The sequence below is a fragment of the Mycolicibacterium brumae genome (assembly GCF_025215495.1).
In the GTDB taxonomy this organism is placed as follows: domain Bacteria; phylum Actinomycetota; class Actinomycetes; order Mycobacteriales; family Mycobacteriaceae; genus Mycobacterium; species Mycobacterium brumae.
Genome location: NZ_CP104302.1, coordinates 2,199,866 through 2,225,759, shown reverse-complemented (window position 1 = coordinate 2,225,759; position 25,894 = coordinate 2,199,866). Strand labels below are relative to the sequence as shown.

General features: G+C 69.0%; 24 protein-coding genes. 16 read left to right on the top strand and 8 right to left on the bottom strand.

All coding sequences use genetic code 11. The features are described from left to right. Positions 1-28 precede the first annotated feature (28 nt). Positions 29-982, top strand: coding sequence for an ATP-grasp domain-containing protein (locus tag L2Z93_RS10775; RefSeq protein WP_090585144.1), 954 nt, complete (start codon positions 29-31; stop codon positions 980-982). A 367-nt stretch (positions 983-1,349) separates the two neighbouring features. On the opposite strand, the gene L2Z93_RS10770 is transcribed toward L2Z93_RS10775, so the two are convergent. Continuing rightward, complete coding sequence (locus tag L2Z93_RS10770; protein ID WP_090585142.1) at positions 1,350-2,342, bottom strand: COX15/CtaA family protein; 993 nt, start codon at positions 2,340-2,342, stop codon at positions 1,350-1,352. Positions 2,343-2,372: 30 nt separating this feature from the next. Next, on the bottom strand, positions 2,373-2,957 hold the full coding sequence (locus tag L2Z93_RS10765; protein WP_090585140.1) for a TetR/AcrR family transcriptional regulator: 585 nt from the start codon (positions 2,955-2,957) through the stop codon (positions 2,373-2,375). A gap of 86 nt (positions 2,958-3,043) precedes the next feature. Between L2Z93_RS10765 and L2Z93_RS10760 the strand changes: the two genes are divergently transcribed. Continuing rightward, the gene (locus tag L2Z93_RS10760) at positions 3,044-3,652 is read left to right on the top strand and encodes a hypothetical protein (protein ID WP_090585208.1); all 609 of its coding nucleotides are present in this window, start codon (positions 3,044-3,046) and stop codon (positions 3,650-3,652) included. Between the two features lie 29 nt (positions 3,653-3,681). Here the strand turns inward: L2Z93_RS10760 and L2Z93_RS10755 are convergent, their stop codons facing one another. The 3 genes from L2Z93_RS10755 to mptB are packed head-to-tail and all read right to left on the bottom strand — an operon-like array spanning position 3,682 to position 7,069. After that, positions 3,682-4,464: an ABC transporter permease gene (locus L2Z93_RS10755; RefSeq protein WP_090585138.1), complete on the bottom strand. Its 783-nt coding sequence runs from the start codon at positions 4,462-4,464 to the stop codon at positions 3,682-3,684. Beyond that, positions 4,461-5,393, bottom strand: coding sequence for an ABC transporter ATP-binding protein (locus tag L2Z93_RS10750; RefSeq protein WP_090585136.1), 933 nt, complete (start codon positions 5,391-5,393; stop codon positions 4,461-4,463). Before L2Z93_RS10750 ends, L2Z93_RS10755 begins: the two co-directional genes overlap by 4 nt. 11 nt (positions 5,394-5,404) lie before the next feature. Next, complete coding sequence (mptB, locus tag L2Z93_RS10745; protein WP_090585134.1) at positions 5,405-7,069, bottom strand: polyprenol phosphomannose-dependent alpha 1,6 mannosyltransferase MptB; 1,665 nt, start codon at positions 7,067-7,069, stop codon at positions 5,405-5,407. An 80-nt stretch (positions 7,070-7,149) separates the two neighbouring features. Between mptB and L2Z93_RS10740 the strand changes: the two genes are divergently transcribed. The 11 genes from L2Z93_RS10740 (at position 7,150) to L2Z93_RS10690 (ending at position 18,256) form a co-directional block, all read left to right on the top strand. Continuing rightward, positions 7,150-7,896 (top strand): helix-turn-helix transcriptional regulator, encoded by a 747-nt coding sequence (locus tag L2Z93_RS10740; RefSeq protein WP_090585132.1) that lies wholly within the window; start codon positions 7,150-7,152, stop codon positions 7,894-7,896. Positions 7,897-7,925: 29 nt separating this feature from the next. After that, on the top strand, positions 7,926-9,359 hold the full coding sequence (sufB, locus tag L2Z93_RS10735; RefSeq protein ID WP_090585130.1) for a Fe-S cluster assembly protein SufB: 1,434 nt from the start codon (positions 7,926-7,928) through the stop codon (positions 9,357-9,359). Then, positions 9,359-10,534: a Fe-S cluster assembly protein SufD gene (sufD, locus tag L2Z93_RS10730; RefSeq protein WP_090585128.1), complete on the top strand. Its 1,176-nt coding sequence runs from the start codon at positions 9,359-9,361 to the stop codon at positions 10,532-10,534. The genes sufB and sufD overlap by 1 nt, the downstream gene beginning before the upstream one ends. Then, entirely contained in the window at positions 10,531-11,298 is a 768-nt protein-coding gene (gene sufC, locus L2Z93_RS10725) for a Fe-S cluster assembly ATPase SufC (RefSeq protein ID WP_090585126.1), read from the top strand. The genes sufD and sufC overlap by 4 nt, the downstream gene beginning before the upstream one ends. After that, on the top strand, positions 11,298-12,560 hold the full coding sequence (locus tag L2Z93_RS10720) for a cysteine desulfurase (protein WP_090585124.1): 1,263 nt from the start codon (positions 11,298-11,300) through the stop codon (positions 12,558-12,560). Before sufC ends, L2Z93_RS10720 begins: the two co-directional genes overlap by 1 nt. Before the next feature lie 10 nt (positions 12,561-12,570). Continuing rightward, a complete protein-coding gene (gene sufU / locus L2Z93_RS10715; RefSeq protein ID WP_090585122.1) occupies positions 12,571-13,032 on the top strand; it encodes a Fe-S cluster assembly sulfur transfer protein SufU in 462 nt (153 codons plus the stop codon). Between the two features lie 54 nt (positions 13,033-13,086). Further along, positions 13,087-13,431, top strand: a complete 345-nt coding sequence (locus L2Z93_RS10710; protein ID WP_090585120.1) for a metal-sulfur cluster assembly factor — start codon at positions 13,087-13,089, stop codon at positions 13,429-13,431. A gap of 298 nt (positions 13,432-13,729) precedes the next feature. After that, positions 13,730-14,029, top strand: coding sequence for a DUF485 domain-containing protein (locus L2Z93_RS10705; protein ID WP_090585118.1), 300 nt, complete (start codon positions 13,730-13,732; stop codon positions 14,027-14,029). Between the two features lie 47 nt (positions 14,030-14,076). Further along, a complete protein-coding gene (locus L2Z93_RS10700) occupies positions 14,077-15,657 on the top strand; it encodes a monocarboxylic acid transporter (RefSeq protein ID WP_162561847.1) in 1,581 nt (526 codons plus the stop codon). A gap of 340 nt (positions 15,658-15,997) precedes the next feature. Then, a complete protein-coding gene (gene trxA, locus L2Z93_RS10695; RefSeq protein ID WP_090585114.1) occupies positions 15,998-16,366 on the top strand; it encodes a thioredoxin in 369 nt (122 codons plus the stop codon). A gap of 258 nt (positions 16,367-16,624) precedes the next feature. Continuing rightward, the gene (locus L2Z93_RS10690) at positions 16,625-18,256 is read left to right on the top strand and encodes an ABC-F family ATP-binding cassette domain-containing protein (protein WP_090585112.1); all 1,632 of its coding nucleotides are present in this window, start codon (positions 16,625-16,627) and stop codon (positions 18,254-18,256) included. Positions 18,257-18,533: 277 nt separating this feature from the next. On the opposite strand, the gene L2Z93_RS10685 is transcribed toward L2Z93_RS10690, so the two are convergent. From L2Z93_RS10685 to L2Z93_RS10675, 3 genes are read right to left on the bottom strand one after another with little or no spacing between them, the layout of a single operon-like run. Next, positions 18,534-19,256, bottom strand: coding sequence for a peroxiredoxin (locus tag L2Z93_RS10685; protein WP_090585108.1), 723 nt, complete (start codon positions 19,254-19,256; stop codon positions 18,534-18,536). 18 nt (positions 19,257-19,274) lie between these two features. Beyond that, positions 19,275-19,844: a TetR/AcrR family transcriptional regulator gene (locus tag L2Z93_RS10680; RefSeq protein ID WP_090585106.1), complete on the bottom strand. Its 570-nt coding sequence runs from the start codon at positions 19,842-19,844 to the stop codon at positions 19,275-19,277. A 37-nt stretch (positions 19,845-19,881) separates the two neighbouring features. Next, the gene (locus tag L2Z93_RS10675; protein WP_090585104.1) at positions 19,882-22,704 is read right to left on the bottom strand and encodes an aconitate hydratase; all 2,823 of its coding nucleotides are present in this window, start codon (positions 22,702-22,704) and stop codon (positions 19,882-19,884) included. A 164-nt stretch (positions 22,705-22,868) separates the two neighbouring features. Here L2Z93_RS10675 and L2Z93_RS10670 point away from each other — a divergent pair, with 164 nt between their 5' ends. The 3 genes from L2Z93_RS10670 (at position 22,869) to ripB (ending at position 25,787) form a co-directional block, all read left to right on the top strand. Then, on the top strand, positions 22,869-23,456 hold the full coding sequence (locus L2Z93_RS10670) for an Rv1476 family membrane protein (protein WP_090585102.1): 588 nt from the start codon (positions 22,869-22,871) through the stop codon (positions 23,454-23,456). 201 nt (positions 23,457-23,657) lie between these two features. After that, positions 23,658-25,061, top strand: coding sequence for an NlpC/P60 family peptidoglycan endopeptidase RipA (gene ripA, locus L2Z93_RS10665; RefSeq protein WP_090585100.1), 1,404 nt, complete (start codon positions 23,658-23,660; stop codon positions 25,059-25,061). A 15-nt stretch (positions 25,062-25,076) separates the two neighbouring features. Next, complete coding sequence (ripB, locus tag L2Z93_RS10660; RefSeq protein ID WP_090585099.1) at positions 25,077-25,787, top strand: NlpC/P60 family peptidoglycan endopeptidase RipB; 711 nt, start codon at positions 25,077-25,079, stop codon at positions 25,785-25,787. The last annotated feature ends 107 nt before the right edge of the window (positions 25,788-25,894 follow it).

Here is a 25,894-nt window from a genome sequence, read left to right as displayed (position 1 = left end):
TCCATCATGCTTCAGTAACATCACCGGGGTGAAGTTGGCGCGCCCTGAGGTTTTCCATCCGCGGATTGTGTTGGCCGGTTGCCAGGCGCTGCCCGCCAGTGACGGTGACGACGACGGCCTGGTCGAGGTGCTGCGCCAGCGCGGGCTACACGCGCACTGGCTGCCCTGGGATGACCCGCATACCCTGGACGCCGATCTGGTGATCCTGCGCGCCACCTGGGATTACACCGAGCGCCTCGATGAGTTCCTGTCCTGGACCCGCCGGGTGAAGGCGTTGCTCAACGCGCCGGAGGTGGTGGCCTGGAACACCGACAAGCGTTACCTGCACGATCTGGCGGTGTCCGGGGTGCGGGTGGTGGAGACCGAGTTTTTCGAGCCGGACCAGACCCTGCACCTGCCCGGCGGGGAAGTGGTGATCAAGCCGGCCGTCGGCGCGGGATCGATTGGCGCGAAACGCTTCCGGGGTCACACCGCGGCCCGCGAGCACGCCGACGAGATGCACGACAACGGTCAGACCGTGATGGTGCAGCCGTATGACCGGCGCATCGAGGCGGGGGAGACCGCGATGGTGTTCATCGCCGGCGAGCCGTCGCACGCGTTCCTCAAGGGCCCGATGCTGCCGCCGCCCGGACAGTCCTTCGAGCTGGACCCGTCCGGCACGTTCGCCGCGGAGAACCTGCGGGGCGCCGAGCCGGACCCGCGGATGTGGGAGTTCGGCCGTCGGGCGCTGGCCGCCGCGGCTGCGCACCTGGAGACCGACGCCGCGGCGTTCCTCTACGCCCGGGTCGACGTGATCGGTGGGGCGGCGGACGCGACGCTGCTGGAGTTGGAGCTCGTCGAACCCAGCCTGGGCTGGACACAGCAGAGCCGCGAGGTGCGCGAGCTCAAGCAGCGCGGGTTCGCCCTCGCGGTGGAGGACGCGTTGGAGCGCCTCGGCCTGGGCCCGATGACGCACCGGGCCACCGACGTGCTGCCTAAATAGGCTCGACCGCCCAGGTTCGCTGTTGCGAGGCTATGTGCTCGGTCATCGAGTGAGAAACCACGCACACTGGTGAGAATTGTTGGCGGCCTTGCCTTTCGGCTGAGACATGGAGGCGGCCGGTGAGAACTCAGGTACGTCAGTGAGAAACCTGGGACGGGTTTTTCATCGACTGAGAGGTACGGGTGGGGGTTACTCGCTCAACGTGTACGTCATGTCTCAGTCGATGAAAATGGCCGCCGCCACGTCTCACCAAGCGACGTCGTTTCTCACCAGCCGACCAGAGTTCTCAGTCGATGACGCCTCCGCCAGGAGTTCTCACTGGCCGCCCACAGTTCTCACTCGATAGTCCCGCCCAGACAGTAGGGCCTCAGGCCGGGGCGGCCTCGGTCCGCGCGGCCTGGACGTCGGCCCCCACCGGCACAGGAACCCGCCGGGTGACCCCGACGCCCCAAACCGCGGCGGTGCCCGCGGTGCACGCGGTGGCCAACGCGACGTGCAGGGCGACCAGCGCCTCCGGCACACCCAGGTTGAACTGCACGGCGCCGACGACGCCCTGCGTCGCCACCAGCCCGACCAGCACCAGCAGCCGCAGCCGAACCGCCGAAGGGGCCTTCACGGCCAGCAGCCCGAATCCGAGCCCGACCAGCAGCGACAGGTAGGCCACCAGCAGCGCGCTGTGCATGCCGACCAGCGTGGTGATCTCGACGTTCAGCCGCTCCACCGGGCGCTCCAGGCTCTTGTCCCCGGCGTGCGGGCCGGCGGCGGTGACCAGCGTGCCGGTGACCAGCACCAGCGCCAGCACCACGCCGGTCAGCGCGGACAGCCCGCGCAGCGCGCGCGGGTACTGGCGGGCGGGCAGGCCGTCGTCGGGCTCGCCGACCTTCACATACAGGAGAGTGGCCAGCCAGATCATCGTCATCGACACCAGCAGGTGGATGGCGACGGTCCACCACAGCAGGCCGGTCAGCACGGTGATGCCGCCGATCACGGCCTGCAGCACGGTGGACGCCGGCATCAGCCACGCGTAGACCAGCACCTCGCGGCGACGACGGGCCCTGGTCAGCGCCAGCACCGCGGCCGCCGCGGTGAGCACCACCGCGAAGGTGATCATCCGGTTGCCGAACTCGACGGCCTGGTGGATGCCGGCCACCTCGGGGTGCGGGATGGGAGTGAAGCTGCCCGGGAAGCACTGCGGCCAGGTGGGGCAGCCCAGCCCGGATGCGGTGACCCGGACGACGACGCCGGTGACCGAGATCAGGCACTGCGACAGCACCACGAGCGCGGCGATGATCTTCTGGGTGCGCAGGCTGGGCAGCGGCAGCAGGTCCACCAGTCGCAGAAATGTCCGTCCGATGCCCACCCCGTGATGGTAGTTCAGCGCCGAGGCGGGCTAACTACCGGCCGTAGTAGGCGGGGAGACGAACGGGACCAGCACGTCGTCGACCAGGCGCAAGGCCAGTTCCCGGGAAATCGGGTCGCCGGTGATCAGCAGCCGGTGCCACAGCACGCTCTGGCCGAGTTCGCGGGCCAGTTCGACGGGCACGTCGGCGCGCACATCTCCGCGTGCCATGCCCCGGCGCAGCAGTTCGTCCATCTCGTGTTTGCGCCAGTCGATCACCCCGGACCGGAAGGTCTCGGCGAGTTCGGGGTCCTGGGCCATGGCGCCGACGGCAGCGCGCATCAGCGCGGCGCGCGGACCGGTGAAGACGTTCACCCAGCCGTCGAGCACGGCGAGCATGTCGCCGCGGTAGCTGCCGGTGTCGGCGGTGGGGATGGCGGCCTGCGCGACGCCCAGCAGTGCGGCACGTAGCAGCGCGGCGCTGTCCGGCCAGCGTCGGTACAGCACGGCCTTGCTGGTGCCGGCCGCGGCGGCGACGGCCTCCATGGTCACCCCGGCCGCGCCGCGCTGTACCAGCACCGCCAATGCGGCGTCGGCGATGGCGGCCTCGAGTTCGGCGCCGCGTCGTCGGGTCATGCGCACCCCCAGAAGAGACGATTGCGTTTCTTAACGCGCAAGCTTACCCTGGCAAATAAGAAACGTAAACGTATCTAAGGATGTTCATGGACCTGCACACGCGCCCCGTGCTCTACCCGTTGCGCGCCGTCGACACCGCGCGCGTCGAATACCACCGCCATCCGCACCTGCGGCGGCGCGTCACCATCGACCACCGCCCGCTGGCCGGGGTCACCCCCGACGAGGTGCTGGCCTGGTTTGAAAATCTCGGCGGGACCATGCGGTACGGCGAGCAGGTGATCGATCGCTACCTGGCCTGGCATCCGCTGGACCACCTCCGCTGGGAACTCGCCAAACCCGCTCCCGGCGGCGGCGCGGCCGAGGGCGCCCGGTTCCGCATCGTGGAGCGCTTCGGGGGCCGCGAGGAGTTCGCCGTCGACGTCGTGGACCGGGTGGAGAAACTCGACCGCACCGGCATCCGGCTCGTCCAGCGGCTCGCCGGCGTCCAGATCTTCCAGCTGGAGCACACCTGGTCGGCGGGCCCGGGCGGCACGCACTACGTGTCCGTGCTGGACATCGGGGCCCGCGCGAAAGCGCTCACCCCGGTGAACTACGTGCTGACCCGCAGGTTTCCCGATGCGATGGCCCGGGCCTGGGTGACGCACAATATCGAGGAGGTCGGGCAGCTCGAACACCTGCTGCCGACGCTGCGCTGAACCCAGCCGAAGCCGAAGCACAGCTGAAATCAGGTGAAGCGGAACCAGCGCCGCGCCGCCACGCCGCAGACCACGCCCCAGACCAGCAGCACGCCCAGGGCGAACCAGCTCAGCGACGCCGCGCCCGTCGCGAGGCTCAGCCCTTCGGTCAGCGCGCCCGACGGGGTCAGTCGGGCGATCTCACGCACCGGCGCCGGCACCAGCCCGTCGCCCGAGGGCAGCACCAGCGCGCCCAGGCCGGCGAAGACGAACCAGCCCAGGTTGGCCACCGCCAGCACGATCTCGGCCTTCAGGGTGCCGCCGAGCAGCAACCCCATCGCGGCGAACGACGCGGTGCCCACACCCATCACCAGCGCGCCCAGCGCCAGCCCGGCCGGAGACGGCCGCCAGCCGAGGGCGAACGCGATCGCGCCGAGCAGCACCGCCTGCAGGAACACCACCGTCACCACCGCCAGCAGCTTGCCGACGATGACGCCCCACACCGGCAGCGCGGTGGCGCCGAGGCGTTTCAGAGCGCCGTAACGGCGGTCGAACGCGACCGCGATGGCCTGCCCGGTGAACGCGGTGGAGATCACCGCCAGCGCCATGATCGCCGGGGTGAACACCCCGACCCGGTCCGGCCCGACGTCGCCGAGGGGCAGCAGGGTGAGCCCGATCAGCAGGGTGATCGGGATGAACATGATCAGCAGCAGCTGTTCGCCGTTGCGCAGCAGCAGCTTGAGCTCCAGCGAGTACTGCGCGCGCAGCATCTGCGCCGGCGTCGAGGGCCGCGGGTCCGGCGCGAAGGTGCCCGGTGGGAACAACATGGTCATCGCAGCTCCCGTCCGGTCAGCTCCAGGAAGACGTCTTCGAGGCTGCGCTGCTCCACCCGCATCCCGGTGGCCAGCACGTTCAGCCGCGCCGCCCAGGAGGTGACGGTGGCCAGCACCTGCGGGTCGATATTGCCTTCCACCAGGTATTCGCCGGTGCTGATCTCGCTGGCCCGGTACCCCTCCGGCAGCACGGAGGTCAACAGCGCCAGGTCCAGCCGCGGCGGCGCGGAGAACCGCAGCTGGTCTTCCGCGCCGGCCCGGGTCAGCTCCGCCGGGGTGCCGGCCGCGACGGTCTTGCCGTGGTCGATGATCATGATCCTGTCGGCCAGTTCCTCGGCCTCGTTGAGGTGGTGGGTGGTCAGCACGACGCTCACCCCGTCGCGGCGCAGCGCGTCGATCAGCTCCCACACCACCAGTCGGGCATGCGCGTCCATCCCGGCGGTCGGCTCGTCGAGGAACACCAGTTCGGGGTGGCCGACGATGGCGCAGGCCAGCGCCAGGCGCTGCTGCTGACCGCCGGAGAGCCGACGGTAGGTGGTGCGGGCGGCGTCGGTCAGGCCGAGGGTGTCCAGCAGCCAGTCCGGGTCCAGCGGATTTGCCGAATACGCGGCGACCAGCCGCAGCATCTCTCCGGCGCGGGCGGCCGGGTAACCGCCACCGCCCTGCAGCATGACGCCGATCCGGGGGCGCAGCGCCTCGTTGTCGGCCCGCGGGTCCAGGCCGAGCACCTCGACCGTCCCGGCGTCCGGGCGCACGAAGCCCTCGCACATCTCCACGGTGGTGGTCTTGCCGGCGCCGTTGGGGCCCAGCAGCGCGAACACCTCGGCGGGCGCCACGTCGAGATCCAGCCCGGAAACGGCCAGGGTGTCGCCGTAGCGCTTATCCACCCCGCGCAGCCGCACGACCGGGCGATCTGATGCCGAACTCACGAGCAAGCAGCCTACTTGGCCGCCGGAACCGCCTCGTCGGGTGGAACCGGGTCGTCGACCGGAGCGGTCGGCGGCAGCCTCCGCCAGGGCAGCCGGCGGTAGGTGCAGGCGATGATCAACGCGACGATGACGGTGCTGGCCACGGTGGCGTCGAAGATCTGGAACAACGCGAACCGGTCGCCGTTGGCCGTCGGCCCGAAGATCCCGACCAACAGGGTGAATCCGATCACCGCCCGGCGGAAGTTCGGCCGGGTGGCCCAGCAGGCCAGCGGGATGATCGCCCACAGCAGGTACCAGGGCTGCACGACGGGGAACAGCAGCACCGTCGCGCCCAGGGCCACCCCGAGCCCGCCGACCGGGTGCAGTTTGCCGCGCAGCACCATCAGCAGCAGCCAGGTCACCACGATCGCGATCAGCAGCACGCCGATGGCGCGGGTCAGCGCCAGCACCGAGGTGGTGTGGTCACCGAGGCGCAGGAAGATCCCGATCTGCCCGGCGCCCAGGGCCAGCAGCGTCGGCGGGGACATCCAGCTGCGCACCACGTTGGCGGTGCCCAGGGTGAACAGCCAGCCGAAGCCCAGACCGCTGAGTTTGCCGATCGCCACGATGACCAGGATCGACAGCATGCCCAACCCTGCGCTGGCGGTGAAGAACGCGCGCACGGTGCCGCCCCAGCGGTGCGCCAGCGCCATCGCGACGAACCCGACGGCCAACAGCGACGGCAGCTTGATCTGGCTGCTCATCGCGATCAGCACGGTGCCGGCCACCAGTTCCAGCACCGGCAGCCAGCGCCGCAGCGCGGCGCGGTCGGTCGGCCAGCTCGGTGGCTGCGGCACCAGTCGTCGCCGGGACTCCACGCCGCGCAGCGCGAGTTCCACGCCGGCCAGCATCAGCCCGAGCATCAGCGCCTCGTTGTGGATGCCGGCCACCAGGTGCATCAGCAGCAGCGGGTTGGCCGCGCCCAGCCACATGGCGCTGACCTCGGCGACTCCGCAGCGCCGGGCCAGCCGGGGCACCGCCCAGATGATCAGCCCGACGCCGATCAGCACGACGAGCCGGTGACACAACACGGCGGCGACGATGTTCTCGCCGGTGAGTTCGGAGATGCCGCGCCCGATCCACAGGAACAGCGGCCCGTAGGGCGCGGGTGTCTCCCGCCACAGGCTCGGCACCGAGAGCGTGAACACGTGGTCCAGGCCGAGCCCGGTGGCCGGGCCCACCTTGTACGGGTCCAGCCCGTTGCGGGCGATCTCACTCTGCGCCAGGTAGGAGTAGACGTCCTTGCTGTACATCGGCGGGGCGATGAGCAGCGGCAGCATCCACAGCATCAGGGTGCGGTCCAGCTGGCTGCGGGTCATCCGGCGTTTGCCGACGGTGAATCGGCCCAGCAGCAGCCAGGCCAGCGCCATCATCACCGCGCCGGTGGTGGTCATGGTCAGCGCGACGGTCTGGATGCGCGACGGCAGGTTGAGCACCCGGACCCCGAACGTCGGGTCCTGGATGACCGGCCGGGCGCCGGCGCCCAGCGCGCCGATGGCCATCAGCATGGTGCCGGTGGCCCCGAAGAGCCGGGTGCGGCGCAGCGCGGTGAGTTCGCCGGTGTTCAGTGGGCGCCCGATGGTGCGCTCATCGCCGTGCCATTGGGCGATCGACGAACTCAGCGACTTGCGTGGCACCCTGGCAGCCTAACCACCTGCGGGGGCGGGCAATACCGGCAACGGGGTAAGGGTGACCTTGCTAGACGGGCCCATTCGAATTGCGTCACACTGGTGTTGTGAAAATCCGTTCCGGCGCTCGCGTGGTCGCGCCCGGGGCTGCTGAGGCGGCCGCCGGGGCGGCGTGCGCGCCCGGCGACGGTGACACCCGTCAGGCCATTGTTCGGCTGCTGCTGGAATCCGGGCCGGTCACCGCCGGCGCGATCTCGGAGCGGCTCGGCATCTCGGCGGCGGGCGTGCGCAGGCACCTCGACGCGCTGACCGACGCCGGTGACGCCCAGGCGGTCGCCGCCGAGTCCTGGCAGCAGGTCGGCCGGGGCCGCCCCGCCAAGCGGTACCTGCTGACCGCCGCGGGCCGGGCCAAGTTGGAGCACGCCTACGACGACCTGGCCTCCGCCGCGATCCGCCAGCTCCGCGAAATCGGCGGCGAGGACGCTGTCCGGGTCTTCGCCCGTCGTCGCATCGACGCCATCCTCGACGGCGTCGCAGCCGCCGACGGCGCCGACGACGCCGCGGTCGAGGCCGCGGCCGGTCGGATCGCCGAGGCGCTGACCCGCGCCGGATACGTCACCAGCACCGCCGAGGTCGGCGGCCCCATCCGGGGCGTGCAGATCTGCCAGCACCACTGCCCGGTGTCGCACGTCGCCGAGGAGTTCCCGGAGCTCTGCGAGGCCGAGCAGCAGGCCATGTCCGAGCTGCTCGGCACCCACGTGCAGCGGTTGGCGACCATCGTCAACGGCGACTGCGCCTGCACCACCCATGTGCCGCTCAGCCCGGCAGCACAGTAAGCACCCACAACGAACAGGAGAGCGTCGCCATGACTCTCGAAGCAACACCGGAGCCGTTGACCCAAGAGGAGACCATCGCCTCGCTGGGCCACTACGGCTACGGTTGGGCCGACTCCGACGCCGCGGGCGCGGCCGCCACCCGCGGCCTGTCCGAGGCGGTGGTGCGCGACATCTCCGGCAAGAAGAACGAACCGGAGTGGATGTTGGAGGCCCGGCTGCGGGCGCTGCGCACCTTCGAGAAGAAGCCGATGCCGAACTGGGGCTCGGACCTGACCGGGATCGACTTCGACAACATCAAGTACTTCGTCCGCTCCACCGAGAAGCAGGCCACCTCCTGGGAGGAACTGCCCGAGGACATCAAGAACACCTACGACCGGCTCGGCATCCCGGAGGCGGAGAAGCAGCGCCTGGTCGCCGGCGTCGCCGCGCAGTACGAGTCGGAGGTGGTCTACCACCAGATCCGCGAGGACCTGGAGGCCCAGGGCGTCATCTTCCTGGACACCGACTCCGGCCTGCGGGAGCACCCGGAGATCTTCCGCGAGCACTTCGGCACCGTCATCCCGGCCGGGGACAACAAGTTCTCCGCGCTGAACACCGCGGTGTGGTCCGGCGGCAGCTTCATCTACGTGCCGCCCGGCGTGCACGTCGACATCCCGCTGCAGGCCTACTTCCGGATCAACACCGAGAACATGGGCCAGTTCGAGCGGACCCTGATCATCGCCGACGAGGGCTCCTACGTGCACTACGTGGAGGGCTGCACCGCGCCGATCTACAAGTCCGACTCGCTGCACTCGGCGGTGGTGGAGATCATCGTCAAGCCGGGCGCCCGGGTGCGCTACACCACCATCCAGAACTGGTCGAACAACGTCTACAACCTGGTCACCAAGCGCGCCCGCGCCGAGGCCGGGGCCACCATGGAGTGGATCGACGGCAATATCGGCTCCAAGGTCACCATGAAGTACCCGGCGGTGTGGATGACCGGCGAGCACGCCAAGGGCGAGGTGCTCTCGGTGGCGTTCGCCGGCGAGGGCCAGCACCAGGACACCGGCGCGAAGATGCTGCACCTGGCGCCCAACACCAGCTCCAATATCGTCAGCAAGTCCGTCGCCCGCGGCGGCGGCCGGGCGTCCTACCGCGGCCTGGTCCAGGTCAACAAGGGCGCGGCCGGCTCCAAGGCCAGCGTGAAGTGTGACGCGCTGCTGGTGGACACCATCAGCCGCTCCGACACCTACCCCTATGTCGACATCCGCGAGGACAACGTCACGATGGGGCACGAGGCCACCGTGAGCAAGGTCAGCGAGAACCAGATGTTCTACCTGATGAGCCGCGGGCTGACCGAGGACGAGGCGATGGCCATGGTGGTCCGCGGGTTCGTCGAGCCGATCGCCAAGGAACTCCCGATGGAGTACGCCCTGGAGCTCAACCGGCTGATCGAACTGCAGATGGAAGGCGCGGTCGGCTGATGTCGCAACACACCGAAGGCAGCACGCTTGCTGCCGTGAACAAGGGTGAGCTGTTCAGCTCGTTCGACGTCGACGCCTTCGAGGTGCCCGGCGGCCGCGACGAGCTGTGGCGCTTCACCCCGCTGCGCCGGCTGCGCGGCCTGCACGACGTGGTCGCCGCCGAGCGCGGTCAGGCCACCGTCACCGTGACCGATCGCGACGGCGTGACGGTCGAGACCGTCGGCCGCGACGACGACCGCCTCGGCAAGGCCGGTGCGCCCACCGATCGCATTGCCGCCCAAGCGTATTCGTCGTTCGCCACGGCCACCGTGGTGACGGTGGGCCGCGGTGTGGAGCTCGCCGAGCCGATCGAGATCACCGTCACCGGCCCCGGTGACGGCGCCGTCGACTACGGGCACCTGCAGATCCGCGTCGAGGAACTGGCGCAGGCCACCGCGGTGATCGACCTGCGCGGCAGCGGCATCTACGCCGACAACGTCGAACTCATCGTCGGCCAGTCCGCCCGCCTCGGCGTGGTGTTCATCGCCGACTGGGCCGACGACGCCGTGCACGTGTCCAGCCAGCACGCGGTGATCGGCCGCGACGGCTACCTCGGCCACGTCAACGTGACCCTCGGCGGAGACGTCGTGCGCACCACCGTGCTGACCCGCTACGCGGGCCCCGGTGGCGAGGCCAAGCTGCTGGGCACCTACTTCGCCGACGACGGCCAGTTCTTCGAATCCCGTCTGCTGGTGGATCATTCGCACCCCAACTGCAAATCCGACGTGCTCTACAAGGGCGCCGTGCAGGGCGACCCGGCCTCATCGAAGCCCGACGCGCACACCGTGTGGATCGGCGACGTGCTGATCCGCGCCGCAGCCGAGGGCACCGACACCTTCGAGGTCAACCGCAACCTGCTGCTGACCGACGGCGCGCGCGCCGACTCCGTGCCGAACCTGGAGATCGAGACCGGCGAGATCGTCGGCGCCGGACACGCCAGCGCGACCGGCCGTTTCGACGACGAGCAGCTGTTCTACCTGCGCGCCCGCGGCATCCCCGAGGACCAGGCTCGCCGGCTCGTGGTCCGCGGCTTCTTCAACGAAATCATCGCCAAGATCGCGGTTCCAGCCGTCCGCGATCGCCTGACCGACGCCATCGAACAAGAGTTGGCCATCACCGAATCGAGAACCTCGTGACCACACTGGAAATCAAAGACCTGCACGTCGCCGTCACCTCCGACGACGGTGTGCAGATCCCGATCCTCAAGGGCGTCGACCTCACCGTGAAATCGGGGGAGACCCACGCGGTGATGGGGCCCAACGGATCCGGCAAGTCCACCCTGTCCTACGCCATCGCCGGGCACCCCAAGTACGTGGTGACCTCCGGGTCGATCACCCTCGACGGCGAAGACGTGCTGGAGATGAGCGTCGACGAACGCGCCCGCGCCGGATTGTTCCTGGCCATGCAGTACCCGGTCGAGGTGCCCGGGGTGTCGATGTCGAACTTCCTGCGCACCGCCGCCACCGCAGTGCGCGGTGAGGCCCCCAAGCTGCGGCACTGGGTCAAGGAGGTCAAGGCCGCCATGAGCGAGCTGGAGATCGACTCGACCTTCGGTGAGCGCAGCGTCAACGAGGGTTTCTCCGGCGGCGAGAAGAAGCGCCATGAGATCCTGCAGCTGAGCCTGCTCAAGCCGAAGATCGCCATCCTGGACGAGACCGACTCCGGCCTGGACGTCGACGCGCTGCGCATCGTCAGCGAAGGCGTGAACCGCTACGCCGAGACCGAGCACGGCGGCATCCTGCTGATCACCCACTACACCCGCATCCTGCGGTACATCCGCCCGCAGTTCGTGCACGTCTTCTACGACGGTCGGATCGTCGAATCCGGTGGTCCGGAGCTGGCCGACCAGCTCGAAGAGCACGGCTACGAACGGTTCACTCAGGCCGCGGCCGGCGCGTGATGACCGCCGCGACCGCCCTCGACGGCGCGCGGCTCGCCGAGATTCGCGCGGACTTCCCGATCCTGAGCCGGGTGATGCGTGGCGGAAAACCCTTGGCATACCTGGATTCCGGGGCGACCTCGCAGAAGCCCCTCGCGGTGCTCGACGCCGAACGTGACTTCCTGCTGACCCGCAACGGCGCCGTGCACCGGGGCGCGCACCAGCTGATGGAGGAAGCCACCGACGCCTACGAGGACAGCCGGGCGGCGATCGCGGAGTTCGTCGGCGCCGCCGGCGACGAGCTGGTGTTCACCAAGAACGCCACCGAGGCGCTGAACCTGGTGTCGTATGTGTTCGGCGACAACCGATTCGACCACGCCGTCGGCCCCGGCGACGTGGTGGTGGTCACCGAACTGGAGCACCACGCCAACCTCATCCCGTGGCAGGAGCTGTGCCGGCGGACCGGCGCGGAGCTGCGCTGGTACGGCGTCACCGAGGCCGGTCGCATCGACCTGGATTCGCTGGTCCTCGACGAGCGGGTGAAGGTCGTCGCGTTCAGCCACCATTCCAACGTCACCGGCGCCATCGCCCCGGTGGCCGAGCTGGTGTCTCGGGCGCGGTCGGTCGGCGCGCTGACGGTGCTGGACGCCTGCCAGTCCGTCCCGCACCAGAGCGTGGACTTCCACGCGCTGGAGGTGGACTTCGCCGCGTTCTCCGGGCACAAGATGCTCGGGCCGACCGGGATCGGCGCGCTGTACGGCCGCCGCGAGTTGCTGTCGGCCGCGCCGCCGTTTCTGACCGGTGGTTCGATGATCGAGACGGTCACTATGGAAGGCGCGACCTACGCGCCCGCCCCGCAGCGCTTCGAGGCCGGCACGCCGATGACCTCCCAGGTCGTCGGGCTCGCCGCGGCCGCGCGCTACCTCGCCGGAATCGGCATGGACGCCGTGGAAGCCCATGAGGCGCAACTGGTTTCGGCCGCGCTGTCCGGACTCTCGGAGATTCCGCAGGTGCGGGTGATCGGGCCGGAGGTCATCGAGCACCGCGGTTCGCCGGTGTCGTTCGTGGTCGACGGCGTGCACGCCCACGACGTCGGGCAGGTGCTCGACGACGAGGGCGTCGCGGTCCGGGTCGGACATCACTGCGCCTGGCCGCTGCACCGGCGCTTCGGCGTCGCGGCCACCGTCCGGGCCTCGTTCGCGGTGTACAACACCGACGACGAGGTGGACCGGATGGTCGCCGGGGTGCGCCGGGCCATCGAGTTCTTCGGGGCCGGGGAGTGAGGGCCGCGCGGTGAGAATGGAACAGATGTACCAGGACGTGATCCTGGACCACTACAAGCACCCGCACCACCGCGGCCTGCGCGCGCCGTTCGACGCCGAGTCCTTCCAGGTCAACCCCACCTGCGGCGACGAGGTGACGCTGCGGGTCACTCTGTCCGACGACGGCGAGACCGTCACCGACGTCTCCTACGACGGGCAGGGCTGCTCGATCAGCCAGGCCGCCACCTCGGTGCTGGCCGACCAGGTCATCGGCGCCGGCGTCGGCGACGCGCTCAAATCGGTGACCGCCTTCACCGAGATGATCTCCTCCCGCGGCGCGATCGAGGGCGACGAGGAATTGATCGGCGATGGAATCGCGTTCGCCGGAGTGTCGAAGTACCCGGCCCGGGTCAAATGCGCGCTGCTGGGCTGGATGGCTTTCAAGGACGCGCTGGCCGCCGCCAGCGCCGCGAAACACGAGGAGCAGTCATGAGCGACGCGAGTCGACGATGCGGGGCGAGGAACGAGCCCCGAGGAGGAGCGAGCGATGAGTGAACTGACCGCCGAAGAGGCTTTGCTGGCCGACGTCGAGGAGGCCATGCACGACGTCGTCGACCCCGAACTGGGCATCAACGTCGTGGACCTGGGCCTGGTCTACGGGCTGGCCATCAACGCCGAGGACACCGGAAAGGTCGCCATGGTGGACATGACGCTGACCTCGCCGGCCTGCCCGCTGACCGATGTCATCGAGGATCAGACCCGCACCGCCCTGGTCGGCGCCGGATTGGTCGACGAGATCCGGATCAACTGGGTCTGGATGCCGCCGTGGGGCCCGGACAAGATCACCGACGACGGCCGCGAGCAACTCCGCGCGCTGGGGTTCACCGTCTGAGTCGAGCTGCCGAGGAACGAGGCGGCGAAGAGCTCAGACGTTTGGGCGCCGTCTGAGTCGAGCTGCCGAGGAACGAGGCGGCGAAGAGCTCAGACGTTTGGGCACCGTCTGAGTCTAGGGACTCAAGTCCCGGGCAATCGGTGACCAATCAGGGCCGGTTTCGACGCGCCCGACCGTGACTTCTGTGATGTGATGTGGACCTCAGTCGCCACACAGCGATCGTCCAGCTCACTTCCAAGGAGATCCGGTGTCAGAACCCTCGCCGACGCCCACGCCCACCGGGGACCAATTCCTCGCGATGCAGGCCAGCCCGGAATTCCAGGACCTCAAGCGCCGGCTGCGGCGCTTCGTCTTCCCGATGACGGCGTTCTTCATGCTCTGGTACGGCCTGTACGTGCTGCTGTCCACCTTCGTCGCCGACTTCATGGCCACCCCCCTCTTCGGTGACGTCAACCTGGGCATCCTGATCGGCCTGGGCCAGTTCGTCTCGACATTCGTGATCACCGGCCTCTACGTCCGGTTCGCCAACCGCGAGCTGGACCCGCGGGCGGCCAAGATCCGCCACGAGCTGGAAGCGGCCGCGAGGGGGAATCAGTGACCCACACTCTGCTGGCAGCCGACGCGATCGGCAGCCCCGTCGCCAATATGGCGATCTTCGGCGTGTTCGTCCTGGTCACCCTGGTGGTGGTGATCCGGGCGTCCAAGACCAACACCAACGCCGCGGAATTCTTCACCGGCGGCCGGGCGTTCTCCGGCCCGCAGAACGGCGTCGCCATCGCCGGCGACTACTTGTCGGCCGCGAGCTTCCTCGGTATCACCGGCGCCATCGCGGTGTACGGCTACGACGGCTTCCTGTACTCGATCGGTTTCCTGGTCGCGTGGCTGGTGGCGCTGCTGCTGGTCGCCGAACTGCTCCGTAACACCGGCAAATTCACCATGGCCGACGTGCTGAGCTTCCGGCTCAAGCAGAAACCGGTCCGGCTGGCCGCCGCCACCTCCACGCTGACGGTGTCGCTGTTCTACCTGCTGGCCCAGATGGCCGGCGCCGGCGGCCTGGTCGCGCTATTGATGAACATCGAGAGCCGGCTGGGGCAGTCCGTAGTGATCGCCGTCGTCGGCGTGCTGATGATCGTCTACGTGCTGGTCGGCGGTATGAAGGGCACCACCTGGGTGCAGATCATCAAGGCGGTGCTGCTGATCGCCGGCGCCGCGCTGATGTCGGTGATGGTGCTGGCTAGATTCGGCTTCAACTTCACCGAGATCCTCGGCTCGGCCCAATCCGCCATCTCCGGATCCAGCAATGAGGCCGTCGCCTCCCGCGACGTGCTGGCCCCGGGAGCCCAGTACGGCGAGTCGCTGCTCAAGCAGGTCAACTTCATCTCGCTGTCGTTCGCGCTGGTGCTGGGCACGGCCGGTCTGCCGCACGTGCTGATGCGCTTCTACACCGTCCCGACCGCCAAGGAGGCGCGGCGCTCGGTGGTGTGGGCGATCGCGCTGATCGGCGCGTTCTACCTGTTCACCCTGGCGCTGGGCTACGGCGCGGCCGCCATCGTCGGACCGGACAAGATTCTGGCAGCCGCAGGCAAGGAGAACTCCGCCGCTCCGCTGCTGGCCTTCGAACTCGGCGGGGTGCTGCTGCTGGGGATCATCTCCGCGGTGGCCTTCGCGACCATCCTGGCCGTCGTCGCGGGCCTGACCATCACCGCTTCGGCGTCCTTCGCGCACGACGTGTACGCGTCGGTGCTCAAGTCGCACAAGGTCACCGAGGACGAGCAGGTCCGGGTCTCCCGGATCACCGCGGTGGTGCTGGGCCTGCTCGGCATCTGCCTGGGCATCCTGGCCAACGGGCAGAACATCGCGTTCCTGGTGGCGCTGGCGTTCGCGGTGGCCGCTTCGGCGAACCTGCCGACCATCCTGTATTCGCTGTACTGGCGGCGGTTCAACACTCGCGGCGCGCTGTGGAGCATGTACGGCGGCCTGTCGTCGACGATCGTCCTGATCGTGTTCTCCCCGGCGGTCTCCGGTTCGCCGACCTCGATGATCCCGGGTGTGGATTTCGCCTGGTTCCCGCTGTCCAATCCGGGCATCGTGTCGATCCCGCTGGCGTTCCTGCTCGGCATCGTCGGCACCCTGAGCGCCCCGGACGACGAGGACCCGGTGAAGGCCGCTGAGATGGAGGTCCGTTCGCTGACCGGTATCGGCGCCGAGCCGCCCACCCACCACTGACCTGGCGGGCGGGTCGGCCGTTGGCGCGAATCCGGTGCGCCAGGGACCTGGGGCCGGCTGAATGCGCTCGCCAGTGACCTGGGGACGACGACGCCGATCGCTAGTGACCGGGGGGCGATTTTGGGGCGGTTTTTCGCCCTGACGTCACTGGGAGCAGCGGCCTTAGGCCTGGGGTTACTAGCGAGCGGGGCGCCGGTTCATCGGGCGTCACGCTTGCCGCGCCAGCCACTTCTGCATCAGGACGTGGCCGAACCAGGACGTGCGCTTTGGTGTGCTCGCATACCCCAGCGGGTACGGTTTTTGGTGGAACATCGGCGTTTCCCTCGACGTTAGGACACACGTGGCCACTCAAGACATCACCGCAGCGCAGTTCGACGACCTCGTCACCGGAAACGACATCGTTCTGGTGGATTTCTGGGCGTCCTGGTGCGGTCCGTGCCGCGCCTTCGCCCCGACCTTCGCCAAGGCCGCAGAGGCGCACCCGGACGTGGTGTTCGCCAAGGTCGACACCGAGGCCGAGCAGGAACTCGCCGCCGCCGCGCAGATCCGCTCCATCCCGACGCTGATGGCGTTCAAGAAGGGCAAGCTGGTGTTCAACCAGGCCGGCGCGCTGCCCGCCCCGGCGCTGGAGCAGCTCATCGAGCAGGTCAAGGAGTTCGATGTCGACGCCGCCATCGCCGACCAGCAGGGCGACGCTACCCAGACCTAAGCCGGTCTACCCGTGCCAGCCGGGGTAGACCCGCTGCGCAAAGCCTCCGTGCCACCCTCTTGCTGACCGGCCTCGTTGCCGGTCAGCTCATGGTGTGGGCCGTGCGGCGGCCGGGGAAGACCGCAGGCCCGCGGCCGGGCCATTCCTCGCACGATCCACAGATTCGACGGCCACGGACCGGTGTGAGCCTCGCCGCACCCCGCCGTCGCAGCCTGTTCGCGTTTCATTTTCGGTTGCCCGATACGGGAGAATGGCCGGGTGATCACCGCAACCGACCTCGAGGTCCGCGCCGGCGCGCGCACGCTGCTGGCCGCCGAGGGGCCGGCGCTGCGGGTGCAACCCGGCGACCGGATCGGTCTGGTGGGCCGCAACGGCGCGGGTAAGACCACCACCATGCGCATCCTGGCCGGCGAGGGCGAGCCGTACGCGGGCGAGATCATCCGCTCCGGTGAGGTCGGCTACCTGCCGCAGGACCCCCGCGAAGGCGACCTCGATGTGCTCGCCCGGGACCGGGTGCTGTCCGCCCGCGGCCTGGACACCCTGCTCGCCGACCTGGAGAAGCAGCAAACCCTGATGGCCGAACTGGCCGACGACGCCGGCCGAGACAAGGCGATCCGCCGCTACGGCCAGCTCGAGGAGCGCTTCGCCGCGCTCGGCGGGTACGCCGCCGAAAGCGAAGCGGGCCGCATCTGCGCCAGCCTGGGCCTGCCCGAGCGAGTGCTGACCCAGCCGCTGCGCACCCTCTCCGGCGGTCAGCGCCGCCGCGTCGAACTGGCCCGGATCCTGTTCGCCGCCTCGGAGTCCGGGGTGGCCGGCGGGGACACCACCCTGCTGCTCGATGAGCCCACCAACCACCTCGACGCCGATTCCATCGGCTGGCTGCGCGACTTCCTGCGCAATCACAACGGGGGACTGGTGGTGATCAGCCACGACGTCGAACTGCTGGCCGACGTGGTCAACCGGGTGTGGTTCCTGGACGCGGTGCGCGGTGAGGCCGACGTCTACAACATGGGCTGGCAGAAGTACCTGGACGCCCGCGCCACCGACGAGCAGCGCCGACGCCGCGAACGGGCCAACGCCGAGAAGAAGGCCGGCGCACTGCGCGCCCAGGCCGCCAAGATGGGCGCCAAGGCCACCAAGGCGGTCGCCGCGCAGAACATGCTGCGCCGCGCGGAGCGAATGATCGCCGAGCTGGACGCCGAACGGGTGGCCGACAAGGTGGCCCGGATCAAGTTCCCGACGCCCGCGCCGTGCGGCAAGACGCCGCTGATGGCCTCCGGCCTGACCAAGATGTACGGCTCCCTGGAGGTGTTCACCGGCGTCGACCTGGCCATCGATCGTGGCTCCCGGGTGGTGGTGCTGGGCCTCAACGGCGCCGGCAAGACCACTCTGCTGCGGATCCTGGCCGGCGCCGAGCAGCCTGACGCCGGGCAGCTGGAGCCCGGCCACGGCTGCCGGGTCGGCTACTTCGCGCAGGAGCACGACACCCTCGACAACGACGCCACGGTGTGGGAGAACATCCGCCACGCCGCGCCGGACACCGGCGAGCAGGACCTGCGCGGACTGTTGGGCGCGTTCATGTTCACCGGCCCGCAGTTGGAGCAGCCTGCCGGAACCCTGTCCGGCGGTGAGAAGACCCGGCTCGCGCTGGCCGGGCTGGTGGCCTCCACCGCCAACGTGCTGCTGCTCGACGAGCCGACCAACAACCTGGATCCGGCGTCGCGTGAGCAGGTGCTCGACGCGCTGCGCAGCTACACCGGCGCGGTGGTGCTGGTGACCCACGACCCGGGCGCCGCCGAGGCGCTGGAGCCGCAACGCGTGGTGCTGCTGCCCGACGGCACCGAGGACTTCTGGTCCCAGGACTACAAGGAACTCATCGAACTGGCGTAGGACGCCACCGTGATCTGCGGCGCCGCGATCTTGAGTCGCGCCTAAGCCGCCCGGGTTCTTTTCGGAGGCGCGAGCGTGCGTTCAGGTTCGTTTCTGGGCGCGAAGGTGCGCGCAGGTCCGCAAACCCCCAGGACGGGGTGAACCTGCGCGCACGCTCGCCCGAGAATCCGGACCTGCGCGCACGCTCGCCCGAGAATCCGGACCTGCGCGCACGCTCGCCAGAGGACGCTGACCTCAGCGCACGCTCGGCAACTCCTTGAGGAGGGTCCGGTGCGGTTCAGCCCTTGCGGATGCCCGCCTCGACGTCGTCGGCGGAGATCTCCTTGGTGCAGAAGAACCAGTCCTCGCACTCGACGCCGTCGACGCGGCCGTCCATCCGGTCGGCGGCGACGCCGCAGGAGCCGGCCGTCGGGACGATGACCCGGTCGCCGGGGCGCCAGTCGGCGGGGGTGGCCACGCCGAAGGTCTCGGCGGTCTGCAGCGCCTTGATCACCCGCAGCAGCTCGTCGAAGTTGCGGCCCAGGGTCAGCGGGTAGTAGATGATCGTCCGGATCATGCCGGCCGGGTCGATGACGAACACCGCGCGCACGGCCTTGGTGTTGTCCTCGCCGGGCATGATCATCCCGTACTGGCGGGCCACCGACATGGTGATGTCTTCGATCAGCGGGAACTTCACCTCGACCCCGGAGTGGCCGTTGAAGCTGATCTTGTCCTTGATGGTGCGCAGCCAGGCGATGTGGCTGTACAGGCCGTCGACGCTCAGGCCGATCAGCTCGGTGTTGTAGGCCGCGAACTCCGCCTGCATGCTGGCGAAGGTGATGAATTCGCTGGTGCACACCGGGGTGAAGTCGGCCGGGTGGGAGAACAGGATGACCCACTTGCCGGCGTAATCGGCCGGGAAGTTGACCGTGCCCTCGGTGGTCACCGCGGTGAACGACGGCGCCGGATCACCGATCCGGGGCAGCGAGATGGGGGTGTCGGAATTCTCGGGGGCAGTCATACCCAATATCCTCTCAAGTCACTGTCCCGGCTGTCGCACCGAGTGCTCCACAAGGTCAAGCACGGCCCCCAGCTGCGCGGGGTCGTCCCCGTTCGCCAGCTTCGCGATCAGGCCGTCGAGCACCAGGTCGAGGTAGGTCGCCAGCACCTCCTCCGGCACGTCCTCACGCAGCCGGCCGGCTCGCTTCTGCCGGGCCAGCCGTTCGTGGGTGGCCGCCGCCAGCTCCGCGGAACGCTCCGACCAGCCCTGATGGAACGCCGGGTCGGTGCGCAGTTTCCGGGCGATCTCCAGCCGGGTGGCCAGCCAGTCGAACTGATCCGGCGCGGCGAGCATATTGCGCATCACCTGGATCAGCCCTTCCCGGCTGGCCACGTCGGCCATCCGCTCGGCGTCCTCGTGGGCCAGTTCGAAGAACAGCGAGTCCTTGTCCCGGAAGTGATGGAAGATCGCGCCCCGGGACAGCCCGATGCTCTCCTCCAGACGGCGCACCGTCGCCTGCTCGTAGCCGTATTCGGCGAAGCAGCGACGGGCGCCGTCGAGGATCTGGCGGCGTCGGGCCGCCAGATGGTCCTCGCTCACCTTGGGCATCGACAACCCCCGCCCGCGAACGCCCTGCGGTACCCGGTCAGGACTTCAGCATGTTCCGCAGCACGTACTGCAGGATGCCGCCGTTGCGGTAGTAGTCCGCCTCGCCGGGGGTGTCGATGCGGACCACCGCGTCGAACTCCACCGTCGAGCCGTCCTCCTTGGTGGCCGTGACGTGCACGGTCTCCGGGGTCTTGCCGGTGTTGAGCACCTCGATGCCGGAGATGTCGAAGGTCTCGGTGCCGTCCAGGCCCAGGGTCTTGGCGTTCTCGTCGGCTGGGAACTGCAGCGGGATGACGCCCATGCCGATCAGGTTCGACCGGTGGATGCGCTCGAAGCTCTCGGTGATGACGGCCTTGACGCCCAGCAGCGTGGTGCCCTTGGCCGCCCAGTCGCGCGAGGAGCCGGAGCCGTACTCCTTGCCGCCCAGCACCACCAGCGGGATGCCGGCCTTCTGGTAGTTCATGCACGCGTTGTAGATGAACTCCTTGGGTCCGCCGTCCTGGGTGAAGTCACGGGTGTAGCCACCCTGGGTGCCCTCCAGGCCGATGGTGTCCAGCACCCGGTTCTGCAGCCGGATGTTGGCGAAGGTGCCGCGGATCATCACCTCGTGGTTGCCGCGGCGGCTGCCCAGGGAGTTGAAGTCCTTGGGCGCGACGCCGTTGGCCTCCAGGTAGTCCGCCGCCGGGGTGCCGCGCTTGATGGAGCCGGCCGGGCTGATGTGGTCGGTGGTGACCGAGTCGCCCAGCAGCGCCATCACCCGGGCGCCGCTGATATCGGACACCGGCTCGGGCTCCAGCCCCATCCCGTCGAAGTACGGGGCCTTGCGCACGTAGGTCGAGGCGTCGTCCCAGTCGAAGGTGTTGCCCTCCGGGGTGGGCAGGTTGCGCCAGCGGTCGTCGCCCTTGAACACATCGGCGTAGGACTCGGTGAACATCTCCCTGTTGATCGACGAGGCGATGGTCTCCTCGATCTCGGCGGTGGTCGGCCAGATGTCGCGCAGGAACACCGGGTTGCCGTCGGTGTCCTGACCCAGCGGCTCGGACTCGAAGTCGAAGTCCATGGTGCCGGCGATCGCGTAGGCGATGACCAGCGGCGGCGACGCCAGGTAGTTCATCTTCACGTCGGGGGAGATGCGACCCTCGAAGTTGCGGTTGCCCGACAGCACCGCGGTGACGGCCAGGTCGTGCTCATTGACCGCGGCGGAGATCTCCTCCGGCAGCGGGCCGGTGTTGCCGATGCAGGTGGTGCAGCCGTAGCCGCCCAGGTAGAAGCCCAGCTTGTCCAGGTAGGGCCACAGCCCGGCCTTCTCGTAGTAGTCGGTGACCACCTGCGAGCCCGGGGCCATGTTGGTCTTCACCCACGGCTTGGAGGTCAGGCCCTTCTCCACGGCCTTCTTGGCCAGCAGCGCCGCGCCGATCATCACCGACGGGTTCGAGGTGTTGGTGCACGACGTGATGCCGGCGACCGCGACCGCGCCGTGGTCCAGGATGAACTCGCCGCGCTCGTCGCTGGTGACCGTGACCGGTTTGCTGGGGCGACCGTTCGAACCATTGGCGGCGGACGGGCGGCGGTCCTGCTCGCCGTCGTCGGCGAAGGACAGCGACACCGGATCCGAGGCCGGGAAGGACTCCTCGATCGCCTCGTCCAGCGGGGTCTCCGGCGCCGGGTGGTTCTCCTCGACGTAGTTGTGGATGTCCTTGCGGAACGCGATCTTGCTCTCCGAGAGCAGGATTCGGTCCTGCGGGCGCTTCGGCCCGGCGATCGAGGGCACCACGGTGGACAGGTCCAGCTCCAGGTACTCGGAGAAGGCCGGCTCGTGGTCGGGGTTGTGCCACATTCCCTGCGCCTTGGCGTAGGCCTCGACGAGCGCCAGCTGCTCCTCGGTGCGGCCGGTCAGGCGCAGGTAGCTGATGGTCTCTTCGTCGATCGGGAAGATGGCGCAGGTGGAGCCGAACTCGGGGCTCATGTTGCCCAGCGTGGCGCGGTTGGCCAGCGGCACCTCCGCAACGCCCTTGCCGTAGAACTCGACGAACTTGCCGACCACGCCGTGGCGGCGCAGCATGTCGGTGACGGTCAGCACCACGTCGGTGGCGGTCACGCCCGGCTGGATCTCACCGGTCAGCTTGAAGCCGACGACGCGCGGGATGAGCATCGACACCGGCTGACCCAGCATGGCGGCCTCGGCCTCGATGCCGCCGACGCCCCAGCCCAGCACGCCCAGGCCGTTCTCCATGGTGGTGTGGCTGTCGGTGCCCACGCAGGTGTCCGGGTAGGCGACACCGTCGCGTTCGAACACCACGCGGGCCAGGTGCTCGATGTTGACCTGGTGCACGATGCCGGTGCCGGGCGGGACGACCTTGAAGTCGTCGAACGCGCCCTGACCCCAGCGCAGGAACTGGTAGCGCTCACCGTTGCGCTGGTACTCCAGCTCCACGTTGCGCTCGAAGGCGTCGGCGCGGCCGAACACGTCCAGGATCACCGAGTGGTCGATGACCAGTTCGGCCGGGGCCAGCGGGTTGACCTTCTCCGGGTCGCCGCCGAGCGCGGCGACGGCCTCGCGCATGGTGGCCAGGTCGACCACACAGGGCACGCCGGTGAAGTCCTGCATGATCACCCGGGCCGGGGTGAACTGGATCTCCACGCTGGGCTGGGCGTTCGGGTCCCAGTTGGCCAGGGCCTGGATGTGGTCGGCGGTGATGTTCGCGCCGTCCTCGGTGCGAAGCAGGTTCTCCGCCAACACCTTCAGGCTGTAGGGCAGTTTCTCGGTTCCCGGCACCGCGTCCAGGCGGTAGATCTCGTAGCTGTTGTCACCGACGGTCAGCGTGTCGTGCGCTCCGAAGGAATTCTGGCTGGTCACAATCGACTCCCGCGTTGAGTTGTCACCGCAGACAGGGCTGTGCGCTGCGGCCCCACCACTCTAACAGTACGCTTGTCCTGTTTTATTTGGGGGTGGGCTAATCACAGTCTGGTCTCTTGGGCCGCGTGGTGCCAGGGATCGGGAAAAGCTGAAGTACGGTGTTGGCCATGACTGGCCCGGCGCACGCCCTGACCCCGCCGTCGTTCATCCCGCCCGAGCTGTGCCTGACGGTCGGGGTCGACCCGACCCGCGAGGATTCCCCGGCGGCCTGCATGGTCGCGGTGCAGCAGGACGTGACGTCGAAGAACTACAGCGCCCGCGGGCTCGAGCTCGACCAGGTGATGGGGCTGCGCGACACCATCAACGACGCCAAGGCCAAGGGCATCGACCTCAAGGTCGTCGTGCTCGACGCCAACCCGGTCATCGACACCCCGCTGCGCGACATCGCCAACGAGGTCGGCCAGCAACATCCGGGCGCCACGGTGCTGGTGCTCAGCCCGTCGTTCGTGGGGACCTATAGCCCCAGCTACGACCGGGTGACGCTGGAGGCGGGGGAGGATCTGGCCAAAACCGGCGATGCGGTGACCTCGACGCAGAATTTCGTCGGCCAGCTGCAGACCCCGATATTCAACTGGACCGCGCTGACGGCGGTTTTGCTGATCGTGGTATTCGCCGCCGCGGGTCTGACCTGGGCGCTGCGCCGCGCCGCCGCCGCGGACGGGTCCGCCGAAAAGCCCACTGCCAGCACGGTTTAACCGCGCCGGCCGAGGGCGCAGGTCACGGCAAGGTCACATTCTTCAAATCACAAACTTGTAATTTGTGACTGGAGTTCTCACTGCATTCTTTTGTGACGTACGGTGCAAAGGATGCTTATTGTTTCTATTGGGTCAATTGTGACTCGTGTTGATAACGATGGGCATGCTCTTGGGTCGCAGTGCAAGGGGAGACAGGGTCGAATGAGGCTTATCCACGGCGTAGTTCCGTTGTTGGCGTCCACGCTGACATTGGTCACCGCAGGTCCGGTGGCCGCCGCACCGGGTCCGGACGACCTGGCCACGCTCATCACCAAGGTCGCCGAGGCCAACCAGAAGCTGTCCGACGTCGGCGCCCAGGTGCAGACCGAGCAGGAGAAGGTCAACAAGTCCCTGGTCGACCTGCAGGGCGCCCGCAAGGACGCCGAATCCGCCCAGCAGGAGGTGCAGGCCAGCCAGCAGGCCGTCCGCGACTCCGACGGCGCCATCGACGCCGCCCAGGCCCGCTTCGACGAGTACGCGGTCGCGACCTACATGAGCGGCCCGTCGGACTCGCTGCTGACCGCCTCCGACCCCGACCAGATGATCTCGGCGGTGTCGGATAACGAGACCATCATGCTGGCCTCCAAGCAGGTCATGACCGATCTGCGTCAGGCCCGCACCGAGCAGGTCAACCGCGAATCCGCCGCCCGGCTGGCCAAGGAGAAGGCCGACGCCGCCGCGGCCGGCGCGCAGACCAGCCAGGACGACGCCGTGCAGGCGCTGCTGGACGCCAAGTCCACCTTCGGCCGCCAGCAGGAGCAGATCAACGCCCTGGTCGCCGAGCGGGACGCCGCCAAGGCCCGCCTCGACGAGGCCCGCGCCAAGGTCGCGCCGGCCACCCCCGCCGGCCCGCCGGCCACCCCCGCCGCGCAGAACGCTCCGTCGAGTCCGGCCACCTCGGCCGACGCCGGCTGGGACAAAGCGCCCGAAGGCGTCCGGGCCCCCTACGGCGACATCAGCCAGTGGGACACCACCATCCCGATGGTGCCCAGCGCGTTCGTCTCCGGCGACCCGATCGCCATCGTCAACGCGGTGCTGCAGATCTCGGCCACCTCCGCGCAGGTCACCGCCAATATGGGCCGCAAGTTCCTGCAGTCCATCGGCATCCTGGCCCCGGACTCCACCGGCATCAACAACAACGGCGTCATCCCGCGGGTGTACGGCAAGCAGGCCGTCGAACACGTCATCAATCGCGGCATGAGCCAGATGGGTGTCCCGTACTCCTGGGGTGGCGGCAACGCCAACGGGCCCAGCTACGGCATCGATGGCGGCTCCAACACCTACGGCTTCGACTGCTCGGGCCTGGTGCTCTACGCGTTCGCCGGTGTCGGCATCGAACTGCCGCACTATTCCGGCAGTCAATACAACATGGGCCGCCAGCTGCCGAGCTCGCAGATGCAGCGCGGCGACGTCATCTTCTACGGCCCCGGCGGCAGCCAGCACGTCACCATCTACCTCGGCAACGGGCAGATGCTGGAGGCGCCCTACACCGGGTCGCACGTGAAGATCTCGCCGGTTCGCACTGCCGGCATGACCCCCAACGTGGTGCGCTACATCGAGTGGTGACCGGAACGGAATCCGATGTCTGCTAACACAATTGGCCGCCGGGTGATCCGCGTGGCGAGTGCCGCGGCGGTCGCGCTCGGGCTGCTGACCGCCGTCGCGCAACCGGCTGCCGCCGAGCCGGGCGGCATCTGGGACCCGACGCTGCCGGCGATCGCCAGCTCCGGCGCCCCCGGCGACCCGCTGGCCATCGCCAACGCGTCGCTGCAGGTGACCCAGCAGGCCACCCAGGCCACCATGGACATGGGCCGTAAGTTCCTCAAGTCCCTGGGCTTCGGCGGCGCCGACGCCGAACCGACCGGAGTCAACCCCGGCCGGGTGCGCGGCCCGCAGGCCATCGAGTACGTCATCCGGCGCGGCGGCACGCAGCTGGGCATGCCGTACTCGTGGGGCGGTGGCAAACCCACCGGCCCCAGCACCGGCGTGGAATCCGGCGCCAATATCTACGGCTTCGACTGCTCGGGGCTGACCCAGTACTCGTTCGCCGGGGTGGGCGTGCTGATCCCGAAGTACTCCGGCGACCAGTACGACGCCGGCCGCAAGGTGCCGCTGAACCAGGCCAAGCGCGGCGACCTGCTGTTCTGGGGACCCGGCGGCAGCCAGCACGTCGCGCTCTACCTGGGCGGCGACCAGATGCTGGAGGCCTCCGGCAGCGCCGGCAAAGTGCAGGTCAGCAAGGTCCGGACGGCGGGTATGCAGCCCAACGCGGTCCGCATCATCGAGTCCTGAGCGACCGATCCGCCGGTAGCCTGGAATAGTGGTGTCCGTGACCCCCGGGGGGATCAGGGATCATGATGGATGACCGTGCGCGGCGCGCAGCGCCGTGAACAGCCGCG

What these genes read in the sequence shown, in the direction of transcription:
- L2Z93_RS10765 (WP_090585140.1), bottom strand. Translation starts at nt 2,957, where the DNA reads ATGACCCGACGACGCGGCGCCGAACTCGAGGCCGCCATCGCCGACGCC.
- L2Z93_RS10760 (WP_090585208.1), top strand. Translation starts at nt 3,044, where the DNA reads ATGGACCTGCACACGCGCCCCGTGCTCTACCCGTTGCGCGCCGTCGAC.
- L2Z93_RS10755 (WP_090585138.1), bottom strand. Translation starts at nt 4,464, where the DNA reads ATGACCATGTTGTTCCCACCGGGCACCTTCGCGCCGGACCCGCGGCCC.
- sufB (WP_090585130.1), top strand. Translation starts at nt 7,926, where the DNA reads ATGACTCTCGAAGCAACACCGGAGCCGTTGACCCAAGAGGAGACCATC.
- sufD (WP_090585128.1), top strand. Translation starts at nt 9,359, where the DNA reads ATGTCGCAACACACCGAAGGCAGCACGCTTGCTGCCGTGAACAAGGGT.
- L2Z93_RS10720 (WP_090585124.1), top strand. Translation starts at nt 11,298, where the DNA reads ATGACCGCCGCGACCGCCCTCGACGGCGCGCGGCTCGCCGAGATTCGC.
- L2Z93_RS10710 (WP_090585120.1), top strand. Translation starts at nt 13,087, where the DNA reads ATGAGTGAACTGACCGCCGAAGAGGCTTTGCTGGCCGACGTCGAGGAG.
- L2Z93_RS10705 (WP_090585118.1), top strand. Translation starts at nt 13,730, where the DNA reads ATGCAGGCCAGCCCGGAATTCCAGGACCTCAAGCGCCGGCTGCGGCGC.
- L2Z93_RS10700 (WP_162561847.1), top strand. Translation starts at nt 14,077, where the DNA reads ATGGCGATCTTCGGCGTGTTCGTCCTGGTCACCCTGGTGGTGGTGATC.
- L2Z93_RS10685 (WP_090585108.1), bottom strand. Translation starts at nt 19,256, where the DNA reads ATGACTGCCCCCGAGAATTCCGACACCCCCATCTCGCTGCCCCGGATC.
- L2Z93_RS10680 (WP_090585106.1), bottom strand. Translation starts at nt 19,844, where the DNA reads ATGCCCAAGGTGAGCGAGGACCATCTGGCGGCCCGACGCCGCCAGATC.
- L2Z93_RS10670 (WP_090585102.1), top strand. Translation starts at nt 22,869, where the DNA reads ATGACTGGCCCGGCGCACGCCCTGACCCCGCCGTCGTTCATCCCGCCC.
- ripA (WP_090585100.1), top strand. Translation starts at nt 23,658, where the DNA reads ATGAGGCTTATCCACGGCGTAGTTCCGTTGTTGGCGTCCACGCTGACA.
- ripB (WP_090585099.1), top strand. Translation starts at nt 25,077, where the DNA reads ATGTCTGCTAACACAATTGGCCGCCGGGTGATCCGCGTGGCGAGTGCC.